The following is a 17,238-nucleotide window of genomic DNA, read 5'->3' as shown; positions in this document are numbered from 1 at the left end:
CGATCAAGGCCAGCGTGGGAGGGCGTGACATTCGGAGTCATCATTGGGGGTGCCTGCGGGACGGTTTCGAGCCGCCGACATCTGCTTTGTAAGCTCGTTCGACCTCACGTACAGGCTCGGCGAAGCCACACACCCCTCCCGGCACCTGGGCGCCAGCGGCCTCCATTGCCGTCTCATATCCGTCGGTGTTGCCGTCAGGATCTGCCGTCAGCGGATCCCCGGAGTGGGGATGATTCGGACCCACTGCCGCTTCGCCTAGTGAGGTCCGGGGTGGTCACGGACCGATGCAGAAACGCAAACACACTGCCCAGAGCGTTGGCCTGCGTTGGTCTCGGTCCTGCCAGAACAGCCCCCGATCTCAAGATCTTCTCGCGAAGCCCTACCAAGTGAGCGAACGAGCGCCATTCTCTCGTCGCGCCGTCTCAGAAGCCCAGAATGTTTCGCAGCTCAGCGACGCGGTCCATGGCCGCGCGCGGGCCGTACGCAGCGATGCTCGAAAGCGTTGCGGCGGCCCCAGCAGCAATCGGCATGCCCTCTCCGGGGTAACCAAGCATGATCCAGGAGCAGGCGACGACAGCCGTGGCCGACACGACAGCGGCCAACCGCAAGCCGGCTGCGCGGCGTTCTGGCGCAACCACGCCTTCAAGATCGGCCTCAGAGAGAAGCTGCCCAATCTTCGACTCTGCATAGTTGTTAGAAATAGTGACCAGAGTGCGCGCGAGATCCTTCATGGACTCAACCCCTCGCGTATCCATCTGATCCTCCATCTGCTGGAGTTTGGCCGCCACCAGGGCGGCATTCTTCTTCACCGAGTGACGCCTCGGTGAGAACCGTCCGAGACTTCCGTGGACTCGATGAATACGCAAGACAGAACGCCTGACATTGGCGCAGGCTTGGTCCAATCCGCGTACAGCCACAGGTCGCTCATCACCAACCGATGAGTAGACGGCTTCACATTGCCGAATCGCCGCCCCGGTGGTGAGCAGAAAGCGATAACGTGAAACACTGGGGTTGTGATCGGAAGCCCAGATCAAAATCGGCGTAATGATAGCGGCAGTCAGGACGTTTCGGGGCTGCAAGTCCTGCGCAAGCTGTCCGGTCTCAACCGTTTTTGCTACGGCCACGACCATGTCGCCACCCAGGACTCCAATAATGAAAGTCAGAATCCTGTACCGGAGGCGAATTTCTCCAGCAGAGCTTTCGCCTGCAATTCGCAAAGAGTCCGATGGTAGATCCGAGAGACCCAGGGAGTCTAGCGAGCTAGACATTTCTTGAAATGCCTTCTCTGCAGTTCTAGAATTCCACTGAATCCACTTTTGGCGCGTCATTGGCAGGCGCTTGATGATCCACAAGGGGCCCTTGTAGGCAAAAATAGCCAGGGCTATGAAAATTGCATCCGCGAACACCACTTGCTGGATTTTCGACAAGAGCTGAAAGTTGATTACCAATTCTCCCCCAACACTTCGGACCCGAGGAGGATCGTAGCGGTCCACACCGTCGCATGAAGGGTGATTGACGCGTTCAGCGACTGCATATGGGACTCGACCCCGCGGTGACGGGTCACGCCACAACATTTTTCAAGATCATGTACGGGCCAGGGCGATACCCTCTTCTGACCTGCGGCGGACGTCGCCTCAGGTGGATTGCGCCCTTGACCTGATGGAACTGAATTCGGCAGTGAGGCTGCGTCAGTGCCATTTAGGAGTGGTTGCCGTTCGAGCCGCTCCGCGGGGGTGGCAACAACAGGTCACGTTCCGGGTGGCTTTCGCCGGTGACGTTGCCCTGGACGCCGAGGTCCTGGCGGGCAGCGTCGTGGAACTCGTTGATGGCGCCGAAGACGGCGCGGTTGCGGGTGCGCCACTCGTCAAGAGTGCCTTGGACTTTGCCGCCGGCCTGCCAGTCGACTTCGAGGGCAGCCGCGTTGAGCCGGTGCGCAGCCTCTACGACCTCGTCGCCGCCGAGGAGCATGATGCGCTCGAAGGCACGGCCGCGCTGCCAGTTGGCCTCCGCCAGCTCCGCGGTGAGCTCGTGCTCGCCCTTGTTGCTCGCGTGGATGCCTTCCTTGTGCTCGTAGAGGTGGACGGCGAGGAAGACGCACGACCTGATCCTGTCGATGTAGCCCTCGTACGCGTGGAGCTTCTTCTCGTCCCACCGGGTCAGCAGCTCGTGTTGCTTCCGGCGCCGCTCCATCGCGTGGTTGGTGAGGTGCGTCGTCAGCGCACCCACGAGGACGGCTGCGATCGTCACAATCTGTTCGGCCGCGGCCAAGTCTCCCCCAAGACATGAAGTTCTCTTGATGTCTTGAGGATTCTAGGAGTTGGACGGGATGCGCCGCCCTACTAACGGCCGACTTGCCGCATGTCTGTCGGTGCGCGCTGTGGGCATGCGGGCTGAAACACCGGGGCGCTGTGTCAGCTGGCGTGGGAGCATCCGGCGCGGGCGCGTGACACTGTGACAACTGTGACGACCGCGCCTGATGTTTCAGCCGGATCTGAGGCGGAGGCGGTCCCGCTGCGTGCGGAAGTCCGTGGACGCTCAAGGGGTGATGGGTACTTCGTAGACCAGTTCGCAGAGGCCTGCGGGGAGGACGATGTCGGCTGTCTCGACCGCGCGGCCGTCGTCGGCGACGTACGTGCGCCGGATGTGCGTGACGAGGGAGCCGCGCTGCACGCCGAGGAGTGAGGCTTCCTCGTCGGTCACGTGCCGGGGTTCCGGCTGTTCCGTGAAGTGGCTGACCGTGATGCCGATCTCTGCCATGCGGCCGACCACGCCGGCGCCGGCAAGCGGCCCGCCCTCGGGCAGGACGATGATCGTGCCTGCGGTGAGGGCGTAGGGCTCCCAACTGGTAGACAGCTGGATCGGCTTGCCGTCGGCGAAGTACTCGTAGGACGTGCGGACGCAGAGGTCGCCCTCGGCGATGCCGAGGCGGGCTGCGATGTCCGCCGGCGCCGGGACCTTGGCGTCAGTGCGGCTCTCCCAGGTGCCCCGCCGGCCAAGGCTGGTCATGTCGGCCTGGAAGGGTGAACCTCCGCGGTCTTCGCGCGCTCGGGAGCGGACCAGTCGAAGTCGCTGGCGCGGCTCGGCGACGAACGTGCCTGAGCCCGCGCGGCCTTCCAAAGCGCCCTGGAGGATGAGGAGTTCCTGCGCGCGGCGCACGACGTTGTCGCCTACGCCGAGCTCGCGCGCGAGCTGAGCACGCGAGGGCAGACGGTCGCCCGGTGCCCATTCCCCGCTGGCGATGCGCTCTTGCAGGGCGTCTGCGATACGCAGGTACGGAGGTTGCTCACCCATATGGAAAATCTAGTCCACTAGGTCTAATCTAGTTAACTAGCTTCGCTCTGAGTGGCCAAGGAGCTACGGAGGGGTGTCCTGTGTTCTCGTGCGATCGGGCACGTGCTGACGGCATCGCTGCTGGTCTCTTGGCCCTCGGGCTCGATCCGCAGATGAAGGATCACGGCAATCACGCCTGCATAGAGACGGAGGTGCCGGACTCGACAACGGCCGAGTCGTGGGGAGTTCTCCTGGCGTTGCTGGAGACAGCCGACCAGTTCGGACTTGTCAGCAGCGCCAGCCGCGGCCTGATCGCATGGGCCGCCGTCCGCATGGATGCGCCCGCGACGGACGATGCAGTCGCCGTCGCGGGGCAGTGCCATCAGCTGTATGGGAGCTGATCAGCGTGTTCGACCTTACCCGCCCCGCCCCGACGTGGACCAGGCGTCAGCTCGTTGCGTGTTCGAGCTGTCGTGCCCCGGCCCCGCTGCTGTACCGCAGCTCCACCGATGACCACCGGAGGTGGTGAGCGCGCCATGGCCGTCCGATACACACGCGTGGCCGAGGACCTCCGGCGCCGAATCGGCTCCGGGGCCCTCGCGGCCGGCAGCAAGCTGCCCTCGGAAAGTGAGCTTGCCGCGACCTACGAAGTCGGCTTGCCGACCCTGCGTCGGGCTCTGGACGAGCTCCAGTCCGAGGGGCTGATCGAGAAGTTCCACGGCAACGGGAACTTCGTTCGCCGTCCGGTCCAGCCGATCACTTATTCCGGCGGGCGCCACCTGCAGGACCTGCCGGCGGCTTGCCCGCCTGCGCTGCGGATCGAGGTCACCGTGACCGAGGTCAAGGCAGCGGGCGAGCTCCAGTCGTTGCTCCGGGTCCGCGCCAAGACTCCGGTGGTCGAGCGTGTCTACCTCAGCGAGCAGGCCGGTCGCCCGTGCAGTCTGGCGCGCGTTTACGTGCCGCGTGCGCTGGACGCTCCTCTCCCGGAAGCTCCGTGGTCGCCCTGGGGCGACGACGTTCGCGCGCATCTGCTCGCGCGCGGCATCCCGTGCGCGGCGACTGCCGAGCGCGTCACTGCGCGCTTTCCGAGCGCCGAGGAGGCCGATGCGCTTCGCATCGTTGCCCGGATTCCCGTCCTGGCGATCGAGCGCACGTCGATGGATAGAGCCGGCCGCGTGGTGATGGGCGTGTTGCTGGTGCTCCCCAGCGACCGAGCCGAGGCGGTCTTCTCGACCAGCGGGCCAGAGCTGGCGGGGGTCGGGAAGTGACGAGGCCCATCGGAACGTCTCAGGCTTGGCTGGCTCGTCATCAGAAGTCCGCTGGTGCCGCCCGGAGCCTGCTGCGGGAGTTTCTGGCCAGCATCGATAGCAGCCAACAGTTCCTGGAAATCGGCCAGTTGGTCCTATCTGAGCTCGTCAGCAATGCCGTGCAACACGCGCGGATGCCGGGTCGTCTGATCTTCGTCCGATTCGAGATGGAGCCCGGACTGCTGCGCATCGAGGTTCACGACGCCAGTCGGCGGATCCCGATGATGCGTACGACGGGCGATGAGGACGAGTCCGGCCGCGGGCTGCGGTTGGTTGACCAGCTCGCGAAGGAGTGGGGCGTGCGCCCCCGTGAGGGTGGTGTGGGCAAGGCGGTCTGGGCGTTGGTTGCCCCAGCGGACGGGGGTGCGCTGTGAGCACTGACCAGACCGCGCAGCATCAGCAAGAGGCCGAGGAGAGTACGCGGTGATCAGCATGAACGACGGAGAGATGAAGGCGTTCGGCCCGGTCGTGGCCTCGATCGACGGGCATCATGCCCGAGGCGGAGTTCTTCAGGCTCCCCGACGCGCTTGCGGCGCTGCTCAGGGAGATCGAGCCGCTGACGGTGTGGGCATGGCACCGGGACTTCATTGAGTGCGGCCTCGGTCGGCCGGGTGCGGCGGAGTTCATCGCGGGTCAGGTGCGGCGCACGGGCAGCTGGACGCTGGCGCTCTACGTCGGCGATCTGTTGGAGCCTGCTGAGCCCCACATGATCAGGATCCGCCCGGCCTATACGGCGGCGCCGAAGTGAACGCGCAGGCCTCTGTCCGGCTCAGCGTACGCGGCTGACGGATTTCGAGCAGGGAGGGGAAGTGCAGCCGCTCCGGGCCGATCGTGCCCGAAGGCCGGCCAGGCCACCCCATCCCTGAGTCGCTGACTACGGCTGAGCCCGGACATCTCCAGGACGGAGAGGTGTCCGGGCTCTTGCCGTTCCGGCCGCGGGACGAAATGCTCAGGCCCCGGCGGGGTACTGCCACGCCAGCCCCGCAAGCAACTCCGCCCTGGCTTCGATGACCGCCATCCGGGCCTCGCGCTCGGCGCTGTCGACGTGGGCGGCCTGGCTGGTCACCTGGCCGGGCCACTTGCGGTAGTGCAGGCCGACCTCCGCCGTGAACCAGCCGCGACTCACCGCGCTGAGCGCGAGGAGGAGCCCGGTGTCCTCGGAGGCGGGGAGGGCCATCCAGCCGCCGAGGGCAATCAGCAGGTCGCGCCGGATACAGAGCGTCGCTGGGTGGACCTGGGCGCGGTAGTCGTGGGCCTTCCAGTGATCCAGGACGGCGCCGCGTTCGATGGGGCCGGCGGGCGGGTCCTGGTCGAAGCCGACGAACGAGCCGTCTGGGAGCAGGTCAAGGACGCGGGAGGTCGTCCAGCCGATCTCGGGGTTCGAGGTGAGCGCGGCGATATCGCGGGCGAGGGCGCCGGGGGCCAGCATGTCGTCAGCGTCCAGCACCTTCACGTACTCGCCCTCGGCCCGCGCCAGCGCCATGGTCCGGGCCATGCCCGCACCGCCCGGTCGGCCCTGGCGGAAGCTGATCCGGACGTCGTCGGGGATGTAGGGGGCGACCTGGTCGCTCTTGCCGTCTTCCTGGATCAGCCAGAGCCAGTCCCAGCCCTCCGGCAGTTCCTGTTCGCAGAGTGACTTGTAGGCGTCCGGCAGGAACAGCGCGGACGGCGGGTGGACGGCAGTGACGATGATGATGCGCCGCTGCACGGCCCTCACCACCTTTCCAGTTGAGTGGTGAAGGTCAGCTCCGTGCGGTCGCCCGGGAGGGTGACGTCAGCGATGTCCACGACGCGGCCCTCGACGTCGAAGGATGTCTTTCGCAGGACGAGGACGGCGGTGCCGGGCGGCAACTCCAGTTCCTCGGCCTCCTCGGCCGTCGGCGGCCGCGCGGTGACGCGCTCGGCGATCCGGTCGACCTCGATGCCGACCGTGTGGAGCTGGTTCTGCGTCCCGCCGGGCCAGGGCTCCTTCGTGGCGTCCAGAAGGTCGGGGTTGCCCGCGATCATGTCGTGGACCAGGTACGAACGGGTGAGATTGAAGGGAGCCGTCTCCGTGCGGTAGCGCGTATGGAAGACGCGCTCCAGCAGAGTCGTTCCTTCTATCACTCCGAAGGCGGCCGCCCACTCGGCGTCCGCGGGGATCTGCCGGTATTCGGCAGTGAAGACCAGGTCGTCCAGCTCCAGACCGGTGTCGCGCTCGGTCGCGCCGGTCTGCTGACGCTCCGCCAGCGAGCCGCGCGCGCGGTTCTTCTCCCACTGGTGCCGGTCGTTGCTGCGCTGTACGAGCTTGCGTGCCTTGCGGACGAAGGTGCCGCGACCGTGCTGCTTCTCGATCAGCCCTTCGGCCTGGAGGAGGGCCAGGGCCTGGCGGACGGTCGGGAGGCTCTTGCCGTACTGCCCGACGAGGCTCGTCTCCGCCGGCAGCCGGTCACCGGGCTTCAGTTCGCCTGCCCGGATGAGCTGACGAAGGTCGTCCGCGATGCGCTCATACGCCTTCGCCATGGTGATCACCGTCCTGGTCGTCTGCGGAAACCAGCATACGAGTCCTCAAGAGGACTTGACGAGTTGGGGTGGCGTAGCTCATAGTCATGGCAACTCCTAAAGAGGACCTGAGGACAGGATCTCTTTAGGAGTTGCGGGCGGCTGGGCATGGCCGGATCCGCTTCCGATCCCGAGGGGGGCCAAATGCAACTCGCAATCGGTGACGTCGTCCGCGACCGGAGCGACATGGCGCTGGGCACGGTGGCCGGTGCCGCCGAACAGGCGGACGGCAGCGTTGTGGTGATCCAGCTCTCCGGCGGGGAGTTGCGCCAGGTCCGGCGGTACGACCTGGAGCTGGTGGGCCGCCGACCCGAGTCGGAGGCGGGCGGCGGGAGTGTGGCGTCGTGGGGCATCCGCGGTGTCGCCTTTGTCGTGGCGACGCTCGGCGGCGGAGCCGAGCTGGCCTCTGGCGGCGGCTGGCTGCTGGCCTCTCTGGTTGGCCTCGGCTCCTCCTCTGCCGTCATGACGGCCTTTCAGGCCGTGCAGCGGATGGCCGTCCCGCGGCGCATCCACGTCTGAGTAATCCGTTGCCAGCGGCGGCGGTCGACGGATCAAGGAAGCCCGCTGTCCTGGCTCTCTCCATCCCTTCCAGGAGCAGGAGAAGCATGCGCACTTCGTTACACGATCGACAGTCCGGCGAGGCCGAGGAGTTCGAAGAGCAGGTCGGTCGGCTGCCAGAAGACGAGCAACTTCCGGAGTTTCTCCATGAGTTGTTCGTCGGCTGGGCGGGCGAGTCCGACACTGAGCGCGCTGTTCGCGTGGACGCCGCCCAGGGCATCCTGGCGGATCTTCGCGAGGACGCGCCTGAGCTGGTTGCGTACGTCGCGGAGCTACTGGAAGCCGCCACGTTCGTGGCACGCTGCGCCGACTGCCGGTCGTTCCGGCCGGGGTCGGCCGCATGAGCCGGCCGACCGTCTACAGTTCGCGGGCCGCACGGCAGTTGGACGCGGTCGCCGTGGAGCTCGCGCGGGCACAGGCCGGGCGGGACCGCGCCGAGGCCGATGCCGTGGCACTGAGCGCGCGCATGGCCGCCGAGCGGGAGCGCCAGGCGGCGTTGGCCGAGTTGCGGGCGGCCGCGGAGGCCGAGCGCGAGCGGCGCAGGGCGCGGCGGCGCTCCGAGCGGGTACGAAGGCGGGCGGACCGCCGCGAAGCTCTGACCGGCCGTGCGGCGCTGCTGGCCACTCTGGCGGTGATCGCACTGTTCGTGGTGGTGGCGCTGCCGGCGCAGATCAGCTTTCTCGCTCAGCGCTGGCCGCTGCCGATGGCGCTGGCCGGCGGGAGCGCACTGGAGTCCCTGACATGGGTCTTCGCACTGCAAGGCCGGGTGCGGGACGCGCGCGGCCTGTCCGCGGCGATACACCACGCGGGCATCTGGGTCGCGGCCCTGGGCGCCGGGGGCGTCAATCTCACCCACGGCGCGCAGATGTGGGGGATCGGCTTCGCGGTCGTGGCCGCGTGCGGCTCGCTCGCCGCGCCGATCACCTGGCACATGTACTTGCACTCGCAGCGTGAGGATGTCGGGGACCCGCGCCAGGCACGGCGCGACCGCCAGCGGAGGCGCCATCACCGCAAGGTGGCGCAGACCGCGAGGTGGCTGGCCAGCGCGCTGCCTTCGGAGCTGGCGTCGGACGAGTTGTGGGCGCTGGCCTGGCGGGCGGTGCACGGTGCCGAGCCGGGGGTTACCGCGGACCTGCTCGGCGCGCACGCCAAGGCGTCAGCGGCGGTGGCGAAGTACTTGTGTCCAGGGGACCAAGCCGACGTGGACCTGCTCGCCGAGCCTGCCGTCGGTCGGCCTGCGCTGTGGACGACCGATGCGCGGGCCGCCGTGGAAGCCGGCTTCGCCGCTGCCCGCCCGGTCGCCGCACTCCTGCGGGCCGACGCCAACAGCTCTGCACCGGCAGTGCCGCCAGCGGGGCGTGCAACCCCGTACAGCCAGCTCAGGGGCCGTACAGGCGCAAAACGCACACCCCGTACAACCTCCGTACCGGCCGCACCGGACGACGCCGCGATGGAAGCGAAGCGCCGTGCGGCACGGGCAGCGATCCGGCGCACGCTCGCCGACGGCCGCGTTCCCTCGCCGACCGAGATCGGGCGGACACACGGCATGTCCCCCGAGTGGGGTGCCAAGCAGATCCGGACCGTTCGGACGGAACGGCAGCCCGCCCCCGTCGGCGCGACCGACAAGTGACCGAGTCATCCCCAACCTGAATGGACTGTGCGATGAGCCTCATCGTGGCGTACGTGCACGCCACTCCCGAGATCAAGGTCACCGGGAAGCGACAGGCCGACGGCTGCCCCGTTCTGACGCTGGCGACCGCGACGAGCGAGATCGACATCTTCGGCCCGAGCCCGGCGTTTGACGGTCCCGCCGCGCACCTCGCGTTCGCGGAGGCGCTGGCCAGCGCGGCGCACGCGTTCCTGGAGCTGGCCCGGGACTACGCCGCCGGGGCACAGCCGTGGCAGCTGGACAGGCCGGGCGGAGCCGAGCCGGAGAACGTCCCGGACGCCGTCGCCGAAGCCGACACGGCGCGCTCGCTCTGAGACGCCGACGAACTCCCGGGAAACGCCCCGCCTGGCAGCACAGCGCGTCCCGGGTCCCCTTCGCCACCGACGTGAGGAAGGATCCACAGTGAACCACGACGACGAGGGCGACGACGCGCGCGAGCTGTTCGCGCGCCTCGAAGCCGAGTTGAACGCCGACCGCGACGGCAGCCCGGCCGGCCTTGGCCAGGGCGGGCCCCAGCGTGAGCGGCACGGCACCGAACCTGCCCCGGCCGTCAACCAGGGCAGCCCTGAGACGGACTCGGTGTACGAGGAGGCACCCGCCGCGCCGGTCGACAAGCCGGCGCCCGCCGGTCCGGGGTGGCTGGAGCGCGTCCAGTCGGAGAAGCGCCGACCGGTGGTCCCGGCCTGGCTCCGGAGCAAGGCCGAGTTTCAGGCAGCGGCTCGCTGGACGGTGGGCCACTACGCCCACACGATCGCCTTCCACGCGGCCCGTCTGCCAGCCTACGCCGGCAAGCTCGCGGTGCGCTCGCCCCGCGGTGCGTCCCGCGCGATGCAGGAGTTCCGCCGGTGGACGCGCGACCTCGAAGGCGAGCCGATCCGCGCGTACGCCGTCGCCACCGAGGACGCCGAGCTGTACCTGAAGCTGACCCGTCAACGCGACCGGCGGGTTGCCGCGCGCGGCTGGCTCACCGTCCTGTACGCCCTGACCGCCGCTGCGTTCGTCCCGCTGCTGGTGCTGGGCACTCCCGGTTGGATCCAACTGGCACTCGTCGCCGCCGTCGTGCTCGGCCTCGGCGCAGCAGGGGCACCGGCCGATCAACCGCTGATCTCCCGCGCGGTGATCGCGGCGACGGTGCAGCGACTGACCTCTGAGATGGTGGAACGGGCGCTGTCCGTGCTGGCAATCAGCGGTATGACCCAGTACCTCTCCAAGGGCGGCCGCGTGGAGTTCACGGCTCCGATTACCCGCGACGGGCCTGGTTGGCGCGCCGACGTCCAGCTCCCGCCCGGAGTCACGGTCGGCGAGGTGATGGAGAAGCGCGACAAGCTGGCCTCCGGTCTGCGCCGTCCGCTGGGCTGTGTGTGGCCGGAGCCGATGGCGGGCGAGCACCCGGGCATGATGGCGCTCTGGGTTGGCGACCAGGACATGAACAAGACGCGCCAGCCGGAGTGGCCGCTGCTCAAGGCCGGGACCGTGGACCTGTTCAAGGCGGTTGGCTTCGCCACCGACCAGCGCGGGCGCTGGGTCGACGTCACCCTGATGTACGTCGCGGGCGTCATCGGCGCCATCCCGCGCATGGGCAAGACCTTCCTGCTACGCCTGCTCCTGCTGATCGCGGCCCTGGACCCGCGCGCCGAGCTGCACACCTACGACCTCAAAGGCACCGGCGACCTGGACCCGGTCGGGGAGAAGGTCTCGCACCGCCACCGGGCCGGCGAGGACGACGAGGACATCAAGTACGCCCTGGAGGACATGCGCTCGATCCGCGAGGAACTGCGCCGCCGCGCCAAGGTGATCCGCTCCCTTCCGCGAGACATCTGCCCCGAGTCCAAGGTCACCAGCGAACTGGCCGACAAGAAGTCGCTGGGGCTGCACCCGATCGTCATCGGCGTGGACGAGTGCCAGAAGTGGTTTGAACACCAGCTCTACGGACGTGAGTTGGAGGAGATCTGCACGGACCTCGTCAAGCGCGGTCCGGCGACCGGCATCGTTCTCCTGCTCGCCACGCAGCGCCCGGACGCCAAGTCGCTGCCGACCGGCATCAGTGCCAACGCCTCCGTCCGGCTGTGCCTCAAGGTCATGGGCCAGCTGGAGAACGACATGGTCCTGGGCACCAGCTCCTACCGCAACGGCATCCGGGCCACCACGTTCGCGTGGGCCGACAAGGGCATCGCCTACTTCGTCGGTGAAGGCGCGGACGCCCGGATCGTGCGGGCCGTCAACATCGACGCCCCTACGGCCGAAGCCATCGCCACCCGCGCCCGAGCGGTGCGCGAGCGGGCCGGCCTGCTCACCGGATACGCCGCAGGCAAGGACAGCACGCCGGCCGACGGACCGTCCTACGACCTGTTGGCGGACATCCTCGCTGTCGTCCCGGCCGCCGAGGCGAAGGTGTGGTCGGAGACCGTCGTCGCCCGGCTCGCGGAGCTTCGTTCGGAGGTCTACGCCGGGTGGGCGCCCGACCAGCTGACCGCCGCGCTCAAACCGCACGGCATCAGCACCGGCCAGGTCTGGGGCACCGCCGAGGACGGTAAGGGCGCCAACCGGCGCGGCGTCACCCGCGCTCACATCGTCGCCGCTGCTACGAAGCGTGATCAGAAGCGCGATGCGGCCTGACCGTCGTCGGCGCTAGGTCTAGCACTGGCATCCGCTAGACCTAGCGCCCCCGCTAGCACGCTCAAACCGCCCTGAACAGGGATCTATCGCCTAGCGCCCCGTATCTCGGGGCGCCCGTAAACGCCAGGGAGGATGCATGTCCAGCGCCCTGCTGACCGCTAGCCCCGTCCTGCTCTTCATCACGCTGGGTTACACGCTGCTCTGCGCGGCCAGCCCGTTCGGTGACTGCCGCAAGTGCCGCGGCTTCGGCTTTCACCTCAAGTACGACCGCCGCGGCCGGCCCTGCCGGGGAAAGCACTGCCGCCGCTGCGACGGCATCGGCAAGCGCATCCGGGTCGGACGCCACCTCTACAACCTCGCGCGCCGGCTGTGGGCCGGCGCCCGCTGACGTCCTCACGAAGGGAGTCCGGCCATGGCCGTCACTGTCTCCACCGCTCTGATCTTCTTCGTCATCACCGTGGTCCTTGTCTGGGCCAAGCGTGTCAGCACCCTCGCCGCCGCTGCGGTCTGGCTCTCGGGCTTCACCGCCGCCGCGACCGTGGTGGCAAGCCCCGTCCACGCCCTGCTCACCGCACTCACCACAGCCGGTCGCTGAGCCACCAGCCGACTCGGTGACAGCCGACGCCCGACTGGCCGGCAGCAAGGCCGGTTGTTGATGCGTCAGCCATACCCGGGGCAGCGGACGACGGATCAGGAAGCCCACTGCCCCGGCCTCCATCCCATCCAGGAATAAGGAGGTGCTCCAAGGATGCACCACACCACCCCCTGCCCGCTGCTGCGGGCCGCATTCAAGGCCATCGAACGCGGTTGGCACGTCTTCCCGTTGGTGCCCGGCGAGAAGCGTCCGGCCGTCAGGGCCTGGGAATCGCGCGCCACGACCGACCGTCGGTGCGCCGCCCGGTGCTGGACCGCGGGCCGCTACAACGTCGGTGTCGCCATGGGGCCTTCCCGGCTGGTGGTCATCGACCTGGACGTGCCCAAGCACAGCCAGGACCGGCCGCCGGCCGGGACACCGGCCGGAGTGGCTGACGGCCGGGACGCCCTTGCTCACCTCGCCGAGCAAGCCGGGAAGCCGTTCCCGGGTGAGACCCACACCGTTCGAACCCGCCGCGGGCTCCACCTCTACTTCGCGGCCCCCGCAGGTGTGGAACTGCGGAACACCGCCTCGGTCCTTGGATGGAAGGTCGACACCCGGGCCTGTGGCGGCTACGTGGTCGGCGCCGGCAGCACGGTGGACGGCAGCCGCTACCTGGTGCTCCGCGACGAAGAACCCGCGCCGCTGCCGGACTGGATCCGCGAGCTCCTCGTGCCGGCATCCCTGCCGCCGCAGGTGCACGTCACCACCAAGCTGACCGCCGGCGACCGCCACCGCGCCTACCTGGACGCTGCGGAGGGACGTGAGCTGGAGCGCGTCACCGGCGCCCGCCCGGGGCAGCGGAACCGGGCCCTGTACCTCGCCTCCGTTGCGCTGGGGCAGCTCGTGGCCGGTGGCGAGCTGTCCGCCTCCGAGGTCGCCGAGCGGCTCGTCTCGACTGCCCTGGCGAAGGGTCTGGCCGAGCGGGAAGCCCGTGCCACCGTCGCCTCGGGCTTCCGCGCCGGGGCCAAGCGTCCGCGTACGGTCGCGGCGAGGAGGGCTGCGTGAGCGAGTCCTCGTACATCCCGGGAGTCGGCTCGCCGGACCCCCTGCCGTTGCAGCCCACGCAGCAGCGCATCCGTACCGCTTGGACCGCCGACGAGCTGATGGCGGCGCAGTTCCCCGAGCCGCGTTGGGCGGTTCCCGGCATCATCTCGGAAGGGGTCAACCTCCTCGCCGGGCCGCCCAAGGTCGGCAAGTCGTGGCTCTCGCTCGGCCTGGCGCTCTCGGTCGCCGCCGGGGGCCAGGCCCTTGAGCGCGTACAGGTGGACTCCGGCCCAGTGCTCTACCTGGCATTGGAGGACACCGCGCGCCGCCTGCAGACCCGGATGCGCAAGATCCTCGGTACCGCTCCGGCGCCGTCCACGCTGACGCTCGCCACCTCGTGCCCCGCGCTGCCGCAGGGCGGAAGCGAGGCCATCGCGCAGTGGGTCGAGCGTCACCCGGACGCCCGGATGGTCATCATCGACGTCTTCGCGAAGATGCGCGGACTGTCCATGCCCGGTGCCTCCGCCTACGACGCGGATTACGCGGCGGTGGGGCACGCCAAGCGGATCGCCGACCACTACGGCATCGCGATCGTGCTCGTCCACCACGTCCGCAAAGCCGGCTCGGACGACTTCCTCGCCGAGGTCTCGGGCACCAACGGCCTGGCCGGTGCCGCCGACGCGACCCTGGTCCTCAAGCGCGCCCGGGGCCAGGCCGACGGGGTCCTTCACGTCACCGGCCGCGACGTGGACGAGACCGAGTACGCGCTCCGTTTCCACCCGGAGGCGGGTGCCTGGCAGCTCCTCGAAGGCACCGCGGCCGACCACACCATCGGGGACACCCGCGCCGCGATCCTGCGCTTCGTGCGCGCCAACCCGGGGGCCAGGCCGAAGCAGATCACCGAGGGGACCGGCCTGGAGCCGGCCCTCGTCCGGCAGACCTGCTCGCGTATGGCCAACGACGCTCAGCTCTTGAGGCGGGCCGGCGGCTACGCCGTCCCGAACGAGAACGGGGGACAGGGATGACCAGTCACAGCCGTCACAGTGTCACCGCCGTCACGGCCAGCCCGCGGTACCTGAGCCGTGAGCAGCTTCCCGCGCCCGTGCTCTACCGGGTGGCTGACGTTATGGAGCTCCTGCATATGAGCCGGAGCGTCATCTACGAGCTGATCCGCGAGGGCCGCCTCCGGACCGTCCACGAGGGCCGTAGCCGGCTGATCCCGGCCGCAGCCATCACCGAATACGTCGCGCTGCTGGAGCGCGAAGCGAGGGGGAAGCAGTGACCACCCGACGCAGCAGGGGGGACGGCGGTCTCCACTGGGACGAGAAGCGGCAGCGCTGGATTGCTACCGCTCACCTCGGCTTCGACCCGAGCGGGAAGCGCATCGTCAAGCGCGGTAGCGGTAAGACCAAGACCGAGGCCAAGAACAAGCTGAAGGAGATCCTGCGGGACCACGAAGACGGGCTGGCCATCGCTCCGACGGGCTACACCGTGGAGAACGCCGTCAACGACTGGCTGGCCTACGGCCTGGCGGGACGGGACGAGGAGACCCTGAAGACCTTGACCATTCTCAGCGGGACGCACGTGATCCCGTCGCTCGGCGCGCGCAAGCTCCGCGACCTCAGCGCCGAGGACGTGGACCGATGGCTCGCCGGGAAGGCCAAGACGTTGAGTACCCGCACCTTGCAGGCCATCCACTCCTGCCTGAACCGGGCCGTCAAGCGCGCCATGGCCCGGGACAAGGTGAAGCGCAACGTCGTGGAGCTCTGCTCGGTCCCCACCGGCCAGCCCGGCCGGCCGTCGAAGGCGCTGACGTTCGCTCAGGCCGAGGCGGTGCTCAAGGCAGCCGAGAAGAGCTCGATGTACGCCTACATCGTGGTCTCGCTGCTCACCGGGGCGCGCACCGAAGAGCTCCGCCCACTGACCTGGGATCACGTCTTCCTGAAGGGTCAGCCGAATGCCGATCCGCCGGTGCCACCGCACATGGCCGTGTGGCGCTCTGTGCGGGCCGGTGGCGACACCAAGACCCGGAAGTCCCGGCGCACCATCGCGCTCCCGGCCCGGTGCGTGGAAGCGCTCTGGGATCACTGGGTGGATCAGGGCTGGGACCGGCTCGCGGCCGACGACAAGTGGGAGGAGAGCAACCTCGTCTTTCACTCGGCTGTCGGAAAGGAGCTGGATCCGTCGCACGTCCGCCGGGCCTTCCGGACGGCCATCAAGACGGCGGAGGGGCTGACGGCTCAGGAGTGGACGCCCCGTGAGCTCCGTCACAGCTTCGTCTCGCTGCTCTCGGATCGCGGGGTGCCGCTGGAGGAGATCTCGCGGCTCGTCGGACACTCCAGCACGGCCGTGACGGAGGAGGTCTACCGGAAGCAGATCCGGCCGGTGATCCAGACGGGTGCAGTCGTCATGGATGACCTGTTCCAGCAGGATCCTGAGCGGTAGTCACGCAGTTAGTCACGCAGAACGAGGAAGGGCCCTACCGGATCTCTCCGGCAGGGCCCTTGCCTGCTACTACTGGGTCGGGGTGGCGGGATTTGAACCCACGGCCTCTTCGTCCCGAACGAAGCGCGCTACCAAGCTGCGCCACACCCCGGTCCTGCGTTTCGTTGCTCTGTCTCCGTCGCAACGAGTAGAACTCTACCGGACGCTCGCCGAGACACGAAATCCGGTTCTCGGCGGGCGTCCGCCGCAGGTCAGCGGGGGGCCGGGGTGAGGGTGAGGAGGGTGGCCTCCGGGGGGCAGGCGAAGCGGACGGGGGTGTAGCGGTTGGTGCCGCAGCCGGCCGAGACGTGCAGGTAGGAGCGGCGTCCGCCGGCCTGGTGGGTGGAGAGGCCCTTGACCCGCCGGGTGTCGATGTCGCAGTTGGTGACGAGGGCGCCGTAGAAGGGGATGCAGAGCTGGCCGCCGTGGGTGTGCCCGGCGAGGATCAGCGGGTAGCGGTCGGCGGTGAAGGCGTCGAGCACGCGCAGGTAGGGCGCGTGGACGACGGCGAGCGAGAGGTCGGCGTCGGCGGAGGGGCCGCCGGCGACCTCGCTGTAGCGGTCGCGCCGGATGTGCGGGTCGTCGAGTCCGGTGAACTCGAGGTCGAGGCCGTCGACGGTGAGCCGGCCGCGGGTGTTGGTGAGGTCGAGCCAGCCGGCCGAGTCGAAGCCGTCGCGGAGCTTCTCCCACGGGTTGTGGACGGCGCCGGTGATGCCGCGCCGGGCGCTGCCGTCGGCGTTGTTCAGGCCGTGGTCGCCGCTGCGCATCGCCTGGAGGTAGCGGGCGGGGTTCTTGCGGGCCGGGCCGTAGTAGTCGTTGGAGCCGAAGACGTAGACGCCGGGGAACTCCATGAGCGGCCCGAGCGCGTCGAGGGTGGCGGGGACGCCGAGCGGGTCGGAGAGGTTGTCCCCGGTGTTGACGACGAGGTCGGGGCGGAGCCCGGCGAGGCTCTTCAGCCAGCGCTGCTTCTTGCCCTGTCCGGTGACCATGTGGATGTCGGAGACCTGCAGTACCCGGATGGGCCGGGCGCCGTGGGGCAGGACGGGGACCTCGACCCGGCGGAGCCGGAAGGAACGGACCTCGTACCCGACGGAGTAGGCGAGGCAGGCGGCGCCGGCGGCGGCGAAGCCGAGGGGAACGGAGTACAGCGGTCGCATCGCCCCATGCTCTCA

21 protein-coding genes and 1 tRNA gene are annotated in these 17,238 nt (G+C 68.9%); 15 read left to right on the top strand and 7 right to left on the bottom strand.

Annotated features, from left to right (window positions below):
- Positions 1 to 422: 422 nt before the first annotated feature.
- The 3 genes from AB0N04_RS07715 to AB0N04_RS07705 form a co-directional block, all read right to left on the bottom strand.
- The gene (locus AB0N04_RS07715; protein WP_363363623.1) at positions 423 to 1,427 is read right to left on the bottom strand and encodes a hypothetical protein; all 1,005 of its coding nucleotides are present in this window, start codon (positions 1,425 to 1,427) and stop codon (positions 423 to 425) included.
- A gap of 271 nt (positions 1,428 to 1,698) precedes the next feature.
- A complete protein-coding gene (locus AB0N04_RS07710; RefSeq protein ID WP_363363620.1) occupies positions 1,699 to 2,268 on the bottom strand; it encodes a hypothetical protein in 570 nt (189 codons plus the stop codon).
- A gap of 267 nt (positions 2,269 to 2,535) precedes the next feature.
- On the bottom strand, positions 2,536 to 3,291 hold the full coding sequence (locus AB0N04_RS07705) for a GntR family transcriptional regulator (protein ID WP_363363617.1): 756 nt from the start codon (positions 3,289 to 3,291) through the stop codon (positions 2,536 to 2,538).
- Positions 3,292 to 3,371: 80 nt separating this feature from the next.
- Here AB0N04_RS07705 and AB0N04_RS07700 point away from each other — a divergent pair, with 80 nt between their 5' ends.
- From AB0N04_RS07700 to AB0N04_RS07685, 4 genes are all read left to right on the top strand, one after another.
- Positions 3,372 to 3,671, top strand: coding sequence for a hypothetical protein (locus AB0N04_RS07700; RefSeq protein ID WP_363363615.1), 300 nt, complete (start codon positions 3,372 to 3,374; stop codon positions 3,669 to 3,671).
- A 156-nt stretch (positions 3,672 to 3,827) separates the two neighbouring features.
- On the top strand, positions 3,828 to 4,538 hold the full coding sequence (locus AB0N04_RS07695; RefSeq protein WP_363363612.1) for a GntR family transcriptional regulator: 711 nt from the start codon (positions 3,828 to 3,830) through the stop codon (positions 4,536 to 4,538).
- A complete protein-coding gene (locus tag AB0N04_RS07690; RefSeq protein WP_363363610.1) occupies positions 4,535 to 4,951 on the top strand; it encodes an ATP-binding protein in 417 nt (138 codons plus the stop codon). Before AB0N04_RS07695 ends, AB0N04_RS07690 begins: the two co-directional genes overlap by 4 nt.
- 116 nt (positions 4,952 to 5,067) lie before the next feature.
- Positions 5,068 to 5,325 carry a hypothetical protein gene (locus AB0N04_RS07685; RefSeq protein WP_363363607.1) on the top strand — a complete coding sequence of 86 codons (258 nt, stop codon included), beginning with the start codon at positions 5,068 to 5,070 and terminating at the stop codon, positions 5,323 to 5,325.
- A gap of 201 nt (positions 5,326 to 5,526) precedes the next feature.
- Here the strand turns inward: AB0N04_RS07685 and AB0N04_RS07680 are convergent, their stop codons facing one another.
- Together AB0N04_RS07680 and AB0N04_RS07675 are read right to left on the bottom strand one after the other, a co-directional pair.
- Entirely contained in the window at positions 5,527 to 6,285 is a 759-nt protein-coding gene (locus AB0N04_RS07680; protein WP_363363604.1) for a glycosyltransferase, read from the bottom strand.
- A 5-nt stretch (positions 6,286 to 6,290) separates the two neighbouring features.
- Complete coding sequence (locus AB0N04_RS07675; RefSeq protein WP_363363755.1) at positions 6,291 to 7,079, bottom strand: GntR family transcriptional regulator; 789 nt, start codon at positions 7,077 to 7,079, stop codon at positions 6,291 to 6,293.
- 183 nt (positions 7,080 to 7,262) lie between these two features.
- Here AB0N04_RS07675 and AB0N04_RS07670 point away from each other — a divergent pair, with 183 nt between their 5' ends.
- The 11 genes from AB0N04_RS07670 (at position 7,263) to AB0N04_RS07620 (ending at position 16,027) form a co-directional block, all read left to right on the top strand.
- On the top strand, positions 7,263 to 7,637 hold the full coding sequence (locus tag AB0N04_RS07670) for a hypothetical protein (protein WP_363363602.1): 375 nt from the start codon (positions 7,263 to 7,265) through the stop codon (positions 7,635 to 7,637).
- Positions 7,638 to 7,723: 86 nt separating this feature from the next.
- Positions 7,724 to 8,020, top strand: a complete 297-nt coding sequence (locus tag AB0N04_RS07665) for a hypothetical protein (RefSeq protein WP_363363599.1) — start codon at positions 7,724 to 7,726, stop codon at positions 8,018 to 8,020.
- Complete coding sequence (locus AB0N04_RS07660; protein WP_363363597.1) at positions 8,017 to 9,306, top strand: hypothetical protein; 1,290 nt, start codon at positions 8,017 to 8,019, stop codon at positions 9,304 to 9,306. Before AB0N04_RS07665 ends, AB0N04_RS07660 begins: the two co-directional genes overlap by 4 nt.
- A gap of 32 nt (positions 9,307 to 9,338) precedes the next feature.
- Positions 9,339 to 9,659 carry a hypothetical protein gene (locus tag AB0N04_RS07655; RefSeq protein ID WP_363363594.1) on the top strand — a complete coding sequence of 107 codons (321 nt, stop codon included), beginning with the start codon at positions 9,339 to 9,341 and terminating at the stop codon, positions 9,657 to 9,659.
- Positions 9,660 to 9,747: 88 nt separating this feature from the next.
- The gene (locus tag AB0N04_RS07650) at positions 9,748 to 11,961 is read left to right on the top strand and encodes a cell division protein FtsK (RefSeq protein ID WP_363363591.1); all 2,214 of its coding nucleotides are present in this window, start codon (positions 9,748 to 9,750) and stop codon (positions 11,959 to 11,961) included.
- A 136-nt stretch (positions 11,962 to 12,097) separates the two neighbouring features.
- Entirely contained in the window at positions 12,098 to 12,349 is a 252-nt protein-coding gene (locus AB0N04_RS07645; protein WP_363363589.1) for a hypothetical protein, read from the top strand.
- A 24-nt stretch (positions 12,350 to 12,373) separates the two neighbouring features.
- Positions 12,374 to 12,556: a hypothetical protein gene (locus tag AB0N04_RS07640; RefSeq protein ID WP_363363586.1), complete on the top strand. Its 183-nt coding sequence runs from the start codon at positions 12,374 to 12,376 to the stop codon at positions 12,554 to 12,556.
- 153 nt (positions 12,557 to 12,709) lie between these two features.
- Positions 12,710 to 13,603, top strand: a complete 894-nt coding sequence (locus tag AB0N04_RS07635; protein WP_363363583.1) for a bifunctional DNA primase/polymerase — start codon at positions 12,710 to 12,712, stop codon at positions 13,601 to 13,603.
- Complete coding sequence (locus tag AB0N04_RS07630) at positions 13,600 to 14,607, top strand: AAA family ATPase (RefSeq protein ID WP_363363580.1); 1,008 nt, start codon at positions 13,600 to 13,602, stop codon at positions 14,605 to 14,607. Before AB0N04_RS07635 ends, AB0N04_RS07630 begins: the two co-directional genes overlap by 4 nt.
- Positions 14,604 to 14,864 (top strand): helix-turn-helix domain-containing protein, encoded by a 261-nt coding sequence (locus tag AB0N04_RS07625; protein ID WP_363363578.1) that lies wholly within the window; start codon positions 14,604 to 14,606, stop codon positions 14,862 to 14,864. Before AB0N04_RS07630 ends, AB0N04_RS07625 begins: the two co-directional genes overlap by 4 nt.
- Positions 14,861 to 16,027, top strand: a complete 1,167-nt coding sequence (locus AB0N04_RS07620) for a site-specific integrase (protein ID WP_363363575.1) — start codon at positions 14,861 to 14,863, stop codon at positions 16,025 to 16,027. The genes AB0N04_RS07625 and AB0N04_RS07620 overlap by 4 nt, the downstream gene beginning before the upstream one ends.
- A gap of 77 nt (positions 16,028 to 16,104) precedes the next feature.
- Here AB0N04_RS07620 and AB0N04_RS07615 read toward each other — a convergent pair.
- A tRNA-Pro gene (locus tag AB0N04_RS07615) sits at positions 16,105 to 16,178 on the bottom strand.
- Positions 16,179 to 16,278: 100 nt separating this feature from the next.
- Positions 16,279 to 17,223 (bottom strand): metallophosphoesterase, encoded by a 945-nt coding sequence (locus AB0N04_RS07610; RefSeq protein ID WP_360205543.1) that lies wholly within the window; start codon positions 17,221 to 17,223, stop codon positions 16,279 to 16,281.
- Positions 17,224 to 17,238: the final 15 nt, after the last annotated feature.

The organism is Kitasatospora sp. NPDC051702, assembly GCF_040681575.1.
Classification (GTDB): Bacteria; Actinomycetota; Actinomycetes; order Streptomycetales; family Streptomycetaceae; genus Kitasatospora.
This window is presented reverse-complemented; position numbering and strand designations above follow the sequence as displayed.